This is a genomic window from Paenibacillus sp. FSL H7-0331 (assembly GCF_001956045.1).
Map to the genome: position 1 here is coordinate 76,429 of NZ_MRTH01000034.1, position 16,039 is coordinate 92,467.

At 46.3% G+C, this 16,039-nt stretch carries 10 protein-coding genes and 1 pseudogene; 10 read left to right on the top strand and 1 reads right to left on the bottom strand.

What is annotated here, in order from left to right; translation table 11 throughout:
* Window positions 1-253 precede the first annotated feature (253 nt).
* Window positions 254-3,487, top strand: a complete 3,234-nt coding sequence (locus BK127_RS32360; RefSeq protein ID WP_076236230.1) for an S-layer homology domain-containing protein — start codon at window positions 254-256, stop codon at window positions 3,485-3,487.
* A 344-nt stretch (window positions 3,488-3,831) separates the two neighbouring features.
* On the opposite strand, the gene BK127_RS32365 is transcribed toward BK127_RS32360, so the two are convergent.
* Window positions 3,832-4,551 (bottom strand): class I SAM-dependent methyltransferase, encoded by a 720-nt coding sequence (locus tag BK127_RS32365; protein ID WP_076236231.1) that lies wholly within the window; start codon window positions 4,549-4,551, stop codon window positions 3,832-3,834.
* Between the two features lie 145 nt (window positions 4,552-4,696).
* Between BK127_RS32365 and BK127_RS45095 the strand changes: the two are divergent.
* The 9 genes and pseudogenes from BK127_RS45095 to BK127_RS32405 all read left to right on the top strand — a co-directional run.
* Window positions 4,697-4,924: pseudogene (locus tag BK127_RS45095) on the top strand (nitroreductase family protein); the annotation flags it as partial.
* 319 nt (window positions 4,925-5,243) lie between these two features.
* A complete protein-coding gene (locus tag BK127_RS32370) occupies window positions 5,244-6,158 on the top strand; it encodes a carbohydrate ABC transporter permease (protein WP_076236232.1) in 915 nt (304 codons plus the stop codon).
* A 1-nt stretch (window position 6,159) separates the two neighbouring features.
* Window positions 6,160-7,002 carry a carbohydrate ABC transporter permease gene (locus BK127_RS32375; RefSeq protein ID WP_076236233.1) on the top strand — a complete coding sequence of 281 codons (843 nt, stop codon included), beginning with the start codon at window positions 6,160-6,162 and terminating at the stop codon, window positions 7,000-7,002.
* Between the two features lie 103 nt (window positions 7,003-7,105).
* Window positions 7,106-8,842 (top strand): cache domain-containing sensor histidine kinase, encoded by a 1,737-nt coding sequence (locus BK127_RS32380; protein WP_076236234.1) that lies wholly within the window; start codon window positions 7,106-7,108, stop codon window positions 8,840-8,842.
* A 26-nt stretch (window positions 8,843-8,868) separates the two neighbouring features.
* The gene (locus BK127_RS32385) at window positions 8,869-10,452 is read left to right on the top strand and encodes a response regulator transcription factor (protein ID WP_076236235.1); all 1,584 of its coding nucleotides are present in this window, start codon (window positions 8,869-8,871) and stop codon (window positions 10,450-10,452) included.
* A gap of 89 nt (window positions 10,453-10,541) precedes the next feature.
* On the top strand, window positions 10,542-11,879 hold the full coding sequence (locus BK127_RS32390; protein WP_083689770.1) for an ABC transporter substrate-binding protein: 1,338 nt from the start codon (window positions 10,542-10,544) through the stop codon (window positions 11,877-11,879).
* A 28-nt stretch (window positions 11,880-11,907) separates the two neighbouring features.
* Window positions 11,908-12,921 (top strand): zinc-binding alcohol dehydrogenase family protein, encoded by a 1,014-nt coding sequence (locus BK127_RS32395; protein WP_076236236.1) that lies wholly within the window; start codon window positions 11,908-11,910, stop codon window positions 12,919-12,921.
* Window positions 12,922-13,010: 89 nt separating this feature from the next.
* Entirely contained in the window at window positions 13,011-14,111 is a 1,101-nt protein-coding gene (locus BK127_RS32400; protein WP_076236237.1) for a glycoside hydrolase family 88/105 protein, read from the top strand.
* A 696-nt stretch (window positions 14,112-14,807) separates the two neighbouring features.
* Window positions 14,808-16,039: fibronectin type III domain-containing protein (locus BK127_RS32405; RefSeq protein WP_144026632.1), on the top strand; the 1,232-nt coding region annotated here is incomplete at its 3' end.

Sequence of the window (16,039 nt, forward strand, 5' to 3'; positions counted from 1 at the left end):
TCTAGTATACTAAGTCTCGTAGCAAGCGACACAACAGACGGCGGCGCGAATGAGCGCCTAGCAAGCAGACGATTCGTTCTGAAAGAATGATATTGTGTGTTTTGGATAAACCGACTGGTGTATCGCTATTTTGCGTGCACTGGCGGTTTTATACGACAGGAAGCAACGGGCTCATACACTCAACCACACAAACACTTTTCGAAGACGACCCAGTTCACACAGGGGACCAAAAACCTAGGAGGTCATTCAACATATGAAAAAAACTTTGTCAACGATTCTTTCTTTGGCCATAGCGTTCTCGATGTTCTCCTCCTCTGCATTAGCAGCGACAACGACAACAAAGGCAAAATCATCCAAAGATTTTACGGACCTCATGAACCTGGACAACGTAACGAAAGAGAAATATGATGAATTGATCGCCACTAGCGTGTTTGACGGTATTGCAGAAGGCACATTTGGCTTGAAAGAAAACATGAACCGCGCTCAATTCGCGAAGGTGGCTGCGCTCATCTTCGGCTTGCCGGTCGATATGACATTGACGACCTCAAGCTTCTCCGATGTGAGTGGCGGTGACCCGGCCAATGGCTACGCAATGCCTTATATAGAAGCGATCGTCAAAGCGGGCATTACCGACGGAGTCGCTGAAGGCAAATACGATCCAACCGGGCAAGTAACAAAAGAACAACTGGCAGCTTTCCTGCTTCGCGGTCTTGGTCTTGAGGAAAATGCGCAGAATATAACAGCCATACAGGATGCTTCCGTCTCCGATTGGGCGAAAGGCTACGTGGCACTTGCGCTAGACCGCGGATTGATGAGCAATAGCATCAACGGCACGTTCGGCGGTACGACAGCAGCAAGCCGCGAGTTGCTCGCGATGGCTTCCTATGAATCGAAATATCAGATTAAATCGGTATTTAGTGGTAAATACGCGATTGCTTCGATGAAAGCTACCGATGCGAACGTACTGTCCATTCGGCTTAACGGCGTAGTCGCTGATACCTCTGCCGTTACCTTTGCGCTGACGAAAAACGGCTTGCCGGTAGCCGATGGCTACACGACATCCTGGAGCGCGGATAAGTCTACCGCAATGCTAACCTTTGATACTAAATTTGATGATGCTTCCTGGACCGCGACACTCGGCGGATTGAGCAGTATCGACGAAGCTGGCCAAACGGCGAAGGCGACAACAGTGAAAGAGAAAATAGCGAAGATCGAACTGGTGACCACATCTGATACCTTGCCTAATAACCCATCGGCGAAGCTGCGTATTGACTTCAAGGCAACAAACCAATACGGTAAGCAATCGTCGGTATCAGCTAGCGAATTTGACCTGCATGCCAGCCTCGGATCAGTAACGCCAATTGGCGGCGAGCAGGCGTTCTACCTGACCCTGCCGTCTACGCTGAACCGCGATGACCGCTTGTCACTGACCGTCATTCACCAGGACAGCGGCACACAAGCGAACAAAGTGTTCACCATTGGCGATGCGCGTATCGTGTCCAAGGTTGAGCTGGGTGACCTTCTTGGCACGTCCGGTAGTGTAATAAGCTCCATCGAATCGAACAGCTACGCTTATCTTGACCTGAAAGTCTACGATCAATACGGTCTGCGCGTGGATGCGTTGGACGAGTTGAACAAGGGCGTCACCGTTACCTTCTCTGACTCCGATTTGGACAAAGGTAACGAGGGAGAATCCGGTGCGTTCGTCGACAACGCTGTGGGTGATGATGCGGCTGACCTGAAGCTGCGTGCGATTAGCGACAAAGTGAAGGACGTAGTCGTGACCGTATTCGCGAATGGGTCCGGCGAATCCGTCACAAAAACCGTTCCCATCATAGCGACGAACGTACCTAGCTCCGTTCAATTTGGAACATACTCTTACACACTGGCTAAAGGTGACGCGCCAAGTGGCGATGAGAGCCTTGATGCCAAGTTATACTTGCCACTGATCGTAAAGGACGACCAAGGCAACACGCTATCGGCGCAGGACATTTATGACAATCGTGATAAATTTACGATATATTCCAGCGGTGGCGTAACACTTGCTGATCAGCCGATCTCGAACTCCGGCAGCAATAAGGGCAAGATTGCAATCGCTGGTGTCAACACAAAAGGCAGCTCGATCATTACGGTGCAGTTGAAGGACAACCCGCAGGTTCAAACGCAATTGAAGGTGAATGTGAATGACGAGCGCAAAGCCGATACAATTATGTTTTCCCAAGCACCGGCAAAATATATGACTGCCGGCACTGACAATGAAATGAAAATAAAGTTGTACGACCAATACGGCAGTGAGCTGAAATACGATGCGAACGGTCAATATCTTGTGCGTTACTCGCTGACGGCGAGTGGTGGAGATGAAGCCAGCCTGGCTGCAACCAGCTTGTCTAGTGCGCAGCGTGTGGACGAAAGCGACGCGACATCCGCTCGTAAGTATGTGCTGCAGCCGACGAAGATCGGACAAGCGGTTACGCGGGATTTCCATTTGGCAGCTGACAGCTCAGACACATCGAATGACTCCATCTACGACAAATCGTTCAAATTTTACACGGCAGCAGATGCGAAAGCGGCCAACTACACGTACAAAGCGACGCTGTACAAGCAGGACAGCACGGGTACGGTGACGATTAATGGCAACTCTTATGTTGAAGTGAACAACTTGTCCACGACGATGGAAGTGCTCGATCCTTCGAATGTGAACACGAACCTGACGTACGAAGCGTACCTGGATAAATCGATAGATAACACCATGCTGGCCGCGGACGACTTCATGTCGGTCGGAACCGGTGCGCAAGGGGCAAGCACTATGTACGATACGTACAAGCCATTCACCAAAGAAGTGAAAATTCGTGCGACCAAAGACAAAGGTGACGAAGTCAAAGTCTCATCCAATATCGTGTCACTGACATCGAGTGATCCGCAAGTAGCGGACGTTGCAAGCAAATCGAAGGATAAAGACAGCACTCACTACATTGCAGGCGGCAAGGAAGGCCAAGCAGCCGTGACCGTTATGTTCTATGATGGCAAGAAAAATATGCAAACTTCATCATTGAAAGTAAGTACGAAGAAAGAAGCGCCAGCCGTAAGCAGCTTGAAGCTGAAGAAAACAGGCAAATCCGTGTCCATGGCCGATCTGCAAGCCGGCTTGTATCTGTGGGACGCGAAGCTCGGTGAGAAACTGACGGCACTTGATCAATATGGTGACGAAATCGTCGGCGAGAACGCACCGGGAACGATGAATGAAGAAGGCCAAGCGAACGACAATATGCTTGTACGATCAAAAGGGGTCGGCTACAACGGCAACGAATTGCTTAAACTTAGCTTCTACGTATCCGATATTAGCGGCGCCAACCCAGATGCAGTAAGCGTGGATGAAAACACTGGCTTCATCCAATATACAGGCGCGGCTGACGATGTGACGAGCTTCAAAGTCAACGTCATTGCACCAAGTGGCGAACAAGCATCTTTTGATGTTGATGTGAAGTAAGCAGCTATCACTTCGCTATAAACAAGCTAGGCGTTCAAGGAAAACCCTTGGTTGGCAAATGCCGATCGGGGGTTTTCGCCATATAATTTTGATTCCTCCATATTATTTAGGTTACAATCCATACATTCTGGACGGACAATGCATATCATTACATTGTAAGCAAAAAGGAGGGATAATCGATGAGCTGTGTTGGTATTGGAAACAGAACTTCCACTGCAGAAATTTTGGTTCTTTACATTTTGTTGGTGATCGTGTTGTCGGTTGGTTTCTTTATTTAATTGAAAAGTGAGAATAAATAAAGAACAATAGCCTAATTCTTCTAGGCTATTGTTCTTTATTTTAATTTATTTAGTTCCAATAATAAGAATAAATCCGATGTATTCTCGAAATCTGTCCATTATATCGTTGTACTTACTTGTTACTTCCCAAATTTGGATGTCAAGAAACGAACTAACATCAATTTGTTGATATGGGTCTGGGTGCTCAAAAAGATCCTCACTGGTTTCAGGAAACAAGAATGGTCCCTCTATCTGTGATCGATTAAATCCTATTGTTTTTACTAATGTTGACCAAACATTAATGTCCCATAGCTTCTCAATGTGATAAAAGGTTGTAATTTCTTCGCTGACTTCCATAGGCATTGGATTGCGTAACATCATTTCTCTGTCAAAAAGTTTGCCTCCAGAACGCAAAACCCTATAATATTCCGATAATGCCTTATCAGTATCCGTGAATATGGATACAGATTCAACAAGAATCACATCAAATGATTCGTTAGGAAAAGGAAGTGAGCTTGCGTCTCCTTCCATAAATTGAATGGAAAGATTCTCTTTTTCTGCCCGTATTTTTGCTTTTGCGATCATATCTGGGCGAATATCTATACCTATTACATCATGACCCTTAGCAGCTACATAACAAGATGTTCTGCCTGTGCCACAACCAACTTCAAGGATTCGAGAATTAGTTGGTAGAGGATATTGTTCAAGTTGCTTTAAAGTTGCTGCAAACCCTCCTGGATGAGCATTGCCAATACCTAATTTAGCCAGCATATCAAAATATTCCATGAGTATGAATTCCTTTCATTGCAGGTTTTATCTCATCATATGAAAGAAAACTAATTTTGCACCTTTGATCCAATTGACATACCTTAATTTAATGAAAGTTTTCTAAAGGAAATTCTTACGGAAGCTGCGCTCGCCCCGTCATCTCGAAGCGAAGAAGGAATCTGTTTTTATCGACAGTGGTCTCGTATCCATGTAACTGGTGCTGTCTGCCCGTGCACATGGATACGAGACAATCCAGGGCCGGATTGCCGAAGCTTTTGGTCTAGAAGCTGATCGTTTCATAACTGTTATGTTGATCTCAATAGGCAAAGGAGCCAATGCTGGACAAGGATCAGTTCGACTACCGATCGATAAAGTTGCACAGTGGAAGTAAGGTTGTACGGGATTCATGCAAAGATCCAGGTGGATTTCTCTTAGTCCAAGTTGGTCGGAGATAAAGAGGGACGTGTACCGGGCAATATGTATATAGAATGGGGCTCAATTCAAATGGCTATCTGGAAACGTTAGTTATTGAGAAGTTTCGTTACTATCTTAAAAAGATCATGCCTCTGGATGGCTTCTTTATGCTTTATAATTAATCCTATACTTGATAGCTGAAAGGCAACAGAGAGGGTGTAGGAAAAATGGCTTTACCGGACAATGTATATTTCGAAAACCTGAAAAAGACCAAATTAAGCGAGGTGAATTAGCACATGACAAAATTTGCAGCAGCGAACAAACAAAAGCAATGGCAGTCTTATTTACAAGGGTATCTGTTTATTTCACCATGGTTGCTGGGATTTTTTTTACTTACGTTTTGGCCCATGCTGCAATCCCTCTATTTTTCGTTTACCGACTATTCCTTGCTGGAAGCTGAGAAATGGATCGGGACGGACAACTATCACAAAATCCTGTTTGATGACTCGTCGTTTATTAACTCGATTAAAGCTACATTTATTTTCGTTCTGCTGGCCGTACCGATTAAGCTGGCAGGAGCTCTACTCATTGCCGTTGTTCTCAATATGAAGCTCAAAGGCATGTTCATTTACCGTACGGTCATTTATTTTCCTTCCTTGATCGGGTCAAGTGTCGCGGTTGCGATTCTGTGGAGTAACTTATTTGGTCGTGATGGCTTGATCAACCAGCTGCTGCTGACAGTTGGAATTGAAGGCATGAATTGGATCGGGATTCCCCAAACGGCGCTGTTGACGCTGATCATTCTGGCGGTTTGGCAGTTCGGTTCCTCAATGGTTATTTTCCTGGCCGGCTTAAAGCAAATTCCTCATGAGCTTTATGAAGCGGCTGCTGTGGATGGCGCAGGCAAGGTTAGAAGCTTCTTCGCCGTCACACTGCCGATGTTGTCCCCGATTATTTTGTTTAATCTGGTCCTCCAGACGATTGGAGCTTTTCAAATGTTCACTCAGGCTTTTATTATTACACGCGGTGGACCATTGGAATCTACATATATGTACGCACTTTATTTATTCGAAAAGGCGTTTACCCGCTACCAAATGGGCTATGCTTCTGCTTTAGCCTGGATTTTGTTGTTAATTATTGGCGTAGTGACGGCTTTGATCTTCTTTTCATCCAAGCGCTGGGTTCATTACGAAACTGAAGGAGGGAAATAGGATGACTTGGGGTCGCAGTCGAATTCTTTCACATCTGTTCCTGATTGTGTTATGTTTAATTCTCTTCTATCCAATATTTTGGTGGCTGGGAGCTGTTTTCAAAACAAATGCGGAGCTGGCTTCACCGGGCTTCTGGCCGCAGCATCCGACCCTGGATAATTTCGTGAAGGGCTGGACCGCGATTACAGGCTACACATTCGGTCATTTCTACCTGAATTCGTTCCGGTTGATCTTGAGTGTGCTGTTCACATCGCTCTTTTCCTGCAGCCTGGTTGCTTTTGGGTTCGCACGATTGAATTTTCCTTTAAAAAGCTTTTGGTTTTCCATCGTACTGGTCACTCTGATGCTTCCAAATCAGGTTACTATTGTGCCGCAGTATGTGATGTTCAGCAAATTCGGCTGGATAGATACGTACCTGCCTTTTATCGTACCGCATTCGCTTGCTGGCGGCGTGGGCGGCTCATTCTTTATTTTTATGCTCGTACAGTTTATTCGCGGTATTCCTCACGAGCTGGATGAGGCTGCCAAGATCGACGGATGCTCGCCGTTCGGAATTTACTGGCGTATTATATTACCACTACTTGTCCCTGCCTTAATTACGATGTCTATTTTCTGCTTCTTGTGGAATTGGGATGACTTTTTGGGACATATGATTTATATTCAATCCATAGACAAGTACACCGTCGGCTTGGCGCTTAAAGTATTTGTCGACGCTCAATCGAGCACGCCATGGGGCCAACTATTCGCTATGTCATTCTTGTCGATCATGCCGGGAACGTTGATCTTCTTCCTGGCTCAGAGATATATCGTGGAAGGTATGGCAACTTCCGGTTTAAAAGGCTAAGTTCAAGTTCAGTTGCATCCCAGTCCGAAATGTGCCGGTTTACGGCATTTTTCGGACTTTGCGTTTTGGGCGGACACTAATTTATAGAATAGAGGCGAAGAGCTTGGAGTCGTTATTCAAAAAGCTTCCTATACGTTATCTATATTTCGGATCTTTTGCGGTGTTCGCCCTTTGCCTGTTCACCGTGATTTTTTGGATCAGCTATCACTACTCGGTTAAGGCTATCGTGAAGACAGCTTCGGGTTACCAGGAGAAAATGCTTGTTGAATTAAACGGGCGGCTTAAGGAGAAGTTGGACTTTATAGAGTCCATTTCCTTAGCGGTATCCAGAAATCCCGATGTGATTAATCTACTGGGCAATCAAAACGAGGCTTATGAGCAGCACGCTCTGACGGAGCGGGTTTCATCGGCGCTGCTCGGGCTTACCTTCTCATCACCGATGATTGACAGCATCCATGTTTATATGAATATGCCCCCAGCCCCCGTGCCTCCAGTGGCCTATCTTCCGCTTCAGGAGCTGGACAAGGAAGCTTGGTATCCGTTATTGGAAAAAAACGATTTTCTATGGGTTGGCGAGCATTTGATCGATTCCCCAAATGGTAAAAAGTCGGTCGTTAGCTTTGCGCGTAAGCTGACTTCGTTGTCGGGTGATTTTGCCGGAGTCGTGCTAATTCATATGAAAGCGACCACGCTGCAAGCGGTGCTCGGAGATCATCATTTGCTATCACAGCGGCTTTTGGTTGATTCCACCGGACACAAGATTGTCCAGATCGGTAATCCGTCCATTGTGCTGACCGACGATGAATACAAGAAAATGCTCGGCAGCGCACCACCGTTGACGGCTCAGGAAATAACGAGTGTCGAGAAGCTTGTATTTTCATCCTCGACAGCTCTGGTCGTTTCCTCCAAGATGGCTGGTTCCGGCTGGGTGGTTGCGGAAATTACGCCGTGGGAGCTGCTTGCAGAGGACAGTCTGTTTATGCTGAAGGTGCTCGGAATGATCGGTTTGCTATCCATTATTGCCGTAATGCTGATTAGTGTCTATTTGAACCGACAGTTTACAAAGCCAATCTATCTGCTGCTCCGAAGCATGAACCAATACCCTGATATGAATAAGGGTCAGCTGCCCCCAGATTACCGCAACGAGTTCGGACAGCTGTTTCTGGGCTACAACCGGCTGCTGACACGGATTGAGGAGCTCTACCAGTCGCTCGAAGAGCAGTATAAACGCAAAAAGGAAACCGAGGTTAAAGCGCTGCAGGCGATGATGAACCCGCATTTTCTATATAATACACTGGACCAGCTAAATTGGATGGCTATTAAAGATGGAAATACACGGATGAGCGTCGTGCTGGAGATGACGGGGGCGATGCTGCGGATCGGGTTATCAGACGGAGAAGCTTTGATAACCGTCGAGCAGGAGCTGGACTTTGTAAAAAATTATATGCAAATCCAACAAATCCGCCTCGGAGAGAAGAAAATTAATTACCAGATCAATGTCAGTGAGGAGCTGCTTCCCTTGTTTATTCCTAAGATGACCCTGCAGCCTTTCGCTGAAAACAGTATCAAGCATGGATTTCACGGCAGGGAGCACGGCAATCTGGATATCCAGGTCAGCGCGACGGAAACGAAGCTTGTAATCACGATCACCGATGATGGGAAGGGGCTTCATAACACGAAGCAGATTGGGAAAAAAACGGCTGGCGGCTACGGTATTGGTAATGTACGAGCGAGGCTGAATGAGTTTTTTGATTCGGATTACAGTATTGAATTAAGCGCCCTGGAGCATGAGGGAACCCGGGTGACCATTCAAATTCCAAAACTGGAAACGAAGCTATAGACCAGAACCGGGAGGGAGGCTAAGTCATGTGGAAGGTTGCGATTATTGATGATGACCCCAATTTACTGGAGGGGATGCGATATGCAATTCCGTGGAAGGAGCTGCAGGCAGAGTGGGTAGGCGAGGCTATTGACGGCAAGGAGGGTTTGAAGCTGATTCTGCAGGCAGAGCCCGATATTGTGATCAGCGATATTGACATGCCCGTGATGAATGGGTTGGAAATGTTCGAAGCGCTGCGTCGTGAGCAGTACGAAGGAAAATTTATTATTTTGAGCGGATATTCCGACTTTGAATATGCAAGGCAGGCGCTGCGCTTGTCGGTTGATGATTATTTGAGCAAGCCGATTTCGATTGAAAGCCTGAAAAAGGTATTGGAGCGGGTTATCGGGAATTTGGAGCAGGAACGGTTGAAGGAACAGGAAGCTCAGGAGCACGAGCAGAGGCTACAGGATTTTGAGCCTTATGTAATGAAGGAATGGCTGAAATCACTGCTGATCGGCGATGCCGGCAAACAGGTCATCCGGTCCGAGCTGGTTCAAGTCAAGGTGGAGCAATGGGAAAAACAGGTGCATGTCGTACTCTGCATGGAGCTGGAAATGTCGGATGGATTGAAGAATTGGTATGCTTTCGACCGCAGTCTGATGCGATTCGCGATCCAGAATGTGGTCCGGGAAATACTCGATGACTACGAAGTCGAGTATGAATATATGGAAATGAACAGCCGATTGTACGCGCTGTTGATCCATCTGGATGCGAATGAACAAAGTGAGCAGCAGCTGCAAACGATCACCCGCCAGAGCAGCCGTCAGATCGAGCTCGCTCTGCGGGATCATGTAAAGCTGACGATGGCAACCGGGGTCGGCAGCTTCCAGAAGGACTGGGGACAGCTGGGCGAATCGTTCGAACAGGCATGCCACAGCCTTAAGGGCGAGACGCTTGGAGAGGATAAGCCTATTCAGGGGCAGGAAATCAGCTCCGTACGCTTTTTCCATCAATTGGCTGAAGCCGTTCGCAATGTTCAAGAGGAGCACGGCAACCAGCTCATAGCTGAATATATAGCCGGGCTGAAGGCTGACGAACCGTTTCATAAGCAGGATGTGAAGCAGTTTGTGAGTGAGCTTTGGATTATTATGAACTATTCGCTGTATGATATCGGAATCGAGCTGAAGAATATGTATCCGGCTTTTGAGCCCGTGCCGGAGCCAGGCGGGGAGCATACTACAGACAGCCTGCAGCGCTGGCTCAAAGAGATGGTGCGGACCATCATTCACAGCACATATATGAATGAAAATGTACGCCATCAGAAAATTGTTGAATTCATCACCCAGTTTACCCATGAGCATTACATGGAAGATATTACACTCGGTATGATTGCGGAGAAGGTTCAGGTGTCCAAAAACTATTTGGGCCAAATTTTCAAAAATGTAATGAACGAGACCTTCAATAACTACATCACCCGAATTCGTATGGAGCGGGCCAAAGGAATGCTGCTTGAAGGGAATTTATACATTTATGAAGTGGCTGAAAAGGTTGGATATAACAGTATTTCCTATTTTAGTACGCAATTCAAAAAATATACCGGCTATAATCCGACGGATTTAATTAAATAACAATCGGTTTTTGTTGTTTTGTAGAAACAATTGTAACTTTGTGTTATAGGATTCAATCTGCCGTTAAATTATAATATGAAGGGTCAAAGGTGAAAACAAAGAAAAGGGTGATTACAGTGGGATTTGGACGTAAAAAGACGGCTGCTATGCTGTCGGTACTTGGCTTAAGCTTAACCATATCAGCGTGCGGTTCGGGCAGTCCGACAGCCCAGCCTGCCCAAGGTGGGGATAAAAAATCGGAAGTCAAATTGCGAATTACATGGGCCGGTTCGCAAGTTAGACATGATGCTACGCTTAAAGCTCTGGATGCTTATACCAAGCTGCATCCTGAAGTGAAATTCGAGCCTGAGTATATGGGATTCGATACGTATTGGACCAAGATGGGTACGCTCTCCGCAGCCAGAAATTTGCCCGATATTTTGCAAATCGATACGAATAACTTGATGGATTACGCGCAGCGCGGTCAATTATTAGACATTGGAAGCGGTATCAGCGCATCCGATATTGATCCTTCCCTGATTAAAGCTGGCAATGTGGATGGCAAGCAGTACGCGATTCCGATCGGTGCCAACGCCATAGCTTTGCATTACGATAAGGTGATGTTAGAGAAGCTGGGTATTCAGGTTCCCGATCAAGGCTTCACATGGGATGAGCTGATCAAGCTGGCGCGCGAGGTGAAACCGAAGCTGGACAAAGGAAAGTATTTGCTTCAGGATTTATCGGTTTCCATCGCCGGGAATGAAACGGACAAATATGAGATTTACCAGCTGGCCCAAGGCAAAGGCCTTCTGCACACTCCAGATGGTAAATTCAATATCGATAAAGACACCTTCGTGAAATTCAATCAGCTATTTGCGGAGCTGCGCAAGGATGGTATCGTACCTCCGATTGATGTAACGGTAGCGAATAAGGAAAATGATCCGAAGCTAGACAATTTATTGAATGGTACCATCATGATCCAGCGTGGATATGCGGCAAGCATCGGTGCTATTGATGGTGTGAAGCCAGGCCAATTCGGATTAATGGTTACACCTAAAGCTGTGAAATCAGGCTCCTTCCTGCTGCCTGCCCAATTTTTTGCAGTATCCAAGGAATCCAAATATCCGGAGGAAGCAAAGAAATTCATCGACTGGTTAGTGAATGATGTAGAAGCGGGCAAAATCTTAGGATTGTCACGTGGACCGCAGGTTTCTAAAAAAGTTTCGGAGGCTCTCACTTCTACATATACGGATGTGGAGAAGCAGCAGATTGATCTGATCCAAAAGACGGCTCCTATTGCAAATGAATTTAACAGCAGACCCAAAGGCTATGGCAGCTTTGCTGGCGAATACAACAAGATCTCTCAGCAAATCGGATTTGGCAAGATCACTCCAGAGCAGGGCTTCGATGAGCTGAAGAAAAAATGGCAGGAAACTGTCGGTAAATAAGAGAAATTAAGCAGGGGAGACAGGCTGAATGAGAAGCATTGTTTGTCAACAAATCAATGAATTCATAATGACTGAAGCGGAAATTCCCGTGCCGCAGCCCGGCGAGTCGCTTGTCCGCATTAAAAGGATCGGTATTTGTGGAACGGATCTTCATGCTTATAAAGGCAATCAGCCTTTCTTCAGCTATCCCCGCATACTGGGTCATGAGCTGTCAGGCATTGTTGAGCAGATTGAAGGCGAAGCAAAGGGGATTTCCGTCGGTGATCAAGTTGCATTCATTCCTTATCTGGAATGCGGCGAATGTATTGCTTGCATGAATGGCAAGACGAACTGCTGCACGAAGATGCGTGTGCTGGGCGTTCATACAGATGGCGGTATGAGAGAATTTATTGCTGTACCTACTGATCACCTGATCACAGTCAATCAGCTTACGCTGGATCAGGCAGCTGTATTGGAGCCACTGAGCATCGGCGCCCACGCTGTACGACGTGCCGATCCACAGTCGGGAGAGAAGGTGCTTGTCATTGGAGCGGGTCCGATCGGACTCGGGGTTATGGCCTTTGCCAAGCAGCGCGGTGCCGTTGTCATTGCGATGGATATGAACGATCAGCGTCTGCAGTTTTGTCGCGAATGGATCGGTGTCGACTATATCGTGAACGCATCCGATAATCCGAAGGAGCAGCTGGAGGCTATCACAGATGGTGACTATCCGACGATTGTGTGGGATGCCACGGGCAACCGGCATTCGATGACTGGTGCTTTTCAATGGGCAGCCCATGGCGGCAAGCTGGTATATGTCGGCTTGGTCAGTGCGGATATCACTTTCAACGATCCGGAGTTTCATAAAAAAGAGCTGACCCTAATGGGCAGCCGCAATGCCATCAAGGCGGATTTTGAGGTTGTCATTGAAGCCCTAAGCAGTGGCAAGATGGATATGAATGCTTATATTACAAATAAAACAAGCTTTGATAGCATGATCGCGGAATTTGAAGGATGGTTGGATCCGGCGAACGGTGTCATAAAAGCGATGGTTGAGATTTAAGAGCATACGGCAAGCAGTGCGTGTTCACCAAGAGCCTTGGGCAATCTTGGGGGAACGCGCATTTTCATGAATTTAGGAGGTAGTTGACAATGACTTATGCACAAATTGATTTACTTAAGGAGCAGTATCGAACAGAAGTGAAGTGGTATTCGCTGCGCTGGCATTATATTGAAAGCTGCATTCTGAAGGCTTATCAGGACAGCTACGAGCAGACAGGAGACCAAGCCGAGTACGATTTTGCCAAAAGCTTTATCGATCGTCAATTTAATGAAGCGGGTATTATTGAATTCATTGATGTGAATTATTACAGCATAGACCAGATCCGAATGGCCTCTAACCTGTTCGCGCTTTATAAACAGGAGAAGGATAAGAGATACAAAGACGTGCTGGACCTGATTTATAGGCAGCTGGATTCGTATCCGCGTACGAAATCGGGAAGCTTCTGGCACAAGGAGAATTATCCGAATCAGGTTTGGCTTGACGGTTTATTTATGGGGCAGCCGTTTTATGTGCAGTATGTGAAGGAGTTCGGCGAAACCAAGGATTATTCCGATACTCTGCGCCAATTCGCGAATGCGCGCCAATTTATATATGATGACAGTAAAAAGCTATACGCGCATGCTTATGATGAGAGCCGTGAAATTTTCTGGTGCGACCCTGTTACGGGGCAGTCTCCCCATGTATGGGGGCGTGCTGTGGGCTGGCTGGTCATGGCACTGGTCGATGTGCTGGAGCTGCTTGAGAACGAGCCTGCCGATTCGGAGCCATTAAAGGCCATGCTGCTGGAAACGATCAATGACATGCTGCCTCATCAGCATGAAAGTGGCATGTGGTTCCAGGTCGTAGATCATGAGGACAGTGCAGGCAATTACCTGGAGTCGAGTGGAACGTTGATGCTGGCTTATGCCATCTTAAAAGGGGTGCGGCTTGGATATCTACCCAAGGAATATGCAGTGCACGGTAAAAAAGCTTTTGATGGTACCGTAAAGGAATACATTCATGAGGTAGACGGAGAAATTCGACTGGGTGGTATTTGTAAAAGCGCAGGACTTGGCAGAAATCCGGACACGGGCATTGTGCGCGACGGCAGCTATGCGTACTATATTACCGGTGAGCAGGTTGTGGAGAACAATGGACACGGGGTTGCACCGCTGTTGCTGGCTTACAATGAGATTAAGCTGTTGAAATAATTTGAATGGATGAGATCCAATTTGTTGTCATTACCACTGACAATAAATTGGATTTTTTATCATATTTAGTAATTTTTGTCATCTAACTCAACGTACTGGCTACTATGATCGCTTAGTCATCTTTGTAGTAATATCGGGTAGATTTAATACAGACCTACAGGATCATGGCAGACCAGATGTGACGGCAATATTTACGAATTCCATAAGTATTTTTCTATTCATTTTTCAGTGAGCTTTTAAGAGAAAAGCGTTTCACTATAGAGGGAGTATAGATCAATGCAGAAAAACGTATCACAAATAAACGGATAAATTTTTCGTAGGGAATAATTCGATAAAGCAGCGGTGTAATGCGTTTTTTTCTATGAAATGGCCGAATCTTTCATTATTCTTTTATTTGGTTGTTGTAGACTTACATTATGAAAGTTATTATTCTGTCCACGAGTTGAAGTCTCCAGAAGAAATCGAAGTGTCACCATCCCCGTACTAAGCGAGGATAGGATAAAGAATCACGTTAGGAAAGCATAGATCAACAGCAATCAGATACCATACAGACATTCTTCCATCTCGGATGAAATAATGAATTCTCACCATAAATCTAACATCAGATGACAGATATATATATATTTGAAGTTACGATTTAGAATTACATAGATTTCGTTATGGGTTCAAAATTAGGTTTTGGAGGTTAGAGGCATTATGCGAAAATATTTTAAGAAATTCAGCCTGTTGTTATTCATTTTGTTCTTTTTTGTAACTGTATTTGTTGTAAATCCTTCAAATGTATTTGCAGCATCCAGTGGTACAGCCAGCGGAACCTATGATTTCAGCGGTCCATTGAAGGTGAACAATAGTGGAGGCGCCGGTTATGCAATCTTTGCTGATAAGTTCGTTGTGAGCAATGGTTTTGCTATTGCAGGTTCGCAATTATGGTCTGAGAATCAGCAAACTGCTAACACAGCTGGAACCCTTGTTATCAAGGCTGAAGGCACGGCAACGTGCAGGACATTTACCTTTAAGGATTTGGGTATTAGTTCTTATGAAGCATCAGGTCAGAATCTTACCTCTCTTTCTGTAGTCTTAAAAGATACGGTGGGCGCTACAATTGCTACTCTCTCCAACTCAGGGAGTGTCATCCTTACAAGTAATACCGCTCAATTGAGCAGCTTGCTTGGAGGGTCACCTTATAGTTACGACAATGTTGCCTCTATTACGATAACGTGGAAATTTGCAAATAACTTGGCACCCTCGAATTTAAACTTTGATAATATTACGATTGCCAATGTGGTCGGAGCGGACGTCATGCCACCGACGGTGTCTGACGGTACTCTTAGTGCTTCAGGTATCACGGCAACTGGCGTTACGCTGAGCTGGACAAAGGCCACGGATGCGGTGAGTGCGCCAAGCGCGCTGCAGTATCAAGTATATCGCTCCAGCAGCAATAACCTCAACACGGTCACTAATATCGAAACGAATGGCACGGCACTTGGCAGCTATACGGCGGATGTCGGCACGTATAGTGTGGCGGGACTAGCGGAAGGCGCAAGCTATTACTTTAATGTCATTGTGAAGGATGAGGGGGGCAATAAGACGGCCTATACAATGAAGCAGGTTGTGACGCCAGACATCACGTCACCGGTTGTGTCCGTTGGGACAATAAGCACGTCAGGCCTCACCGGGATAGGAGTAATGCTGAACTGGACGAAGGCCACGGATGCGGTAAGTGCGGCAAGCGCGCTGCAGTATCAACTATACCGTTCCAGCAGCAACAACCTCAACACAGTGGCGAATATGGAAGCCAATGGGACGGCAGTAGGCAGCTATACGGCGAATATCGGCACGTATAATGTGGCGGGCCTAACGGAAAGCACAACCTATTACTTCAACGTAATCGTGAAGGATGAGGCGGGCAATAAGACCGCCTACACAAC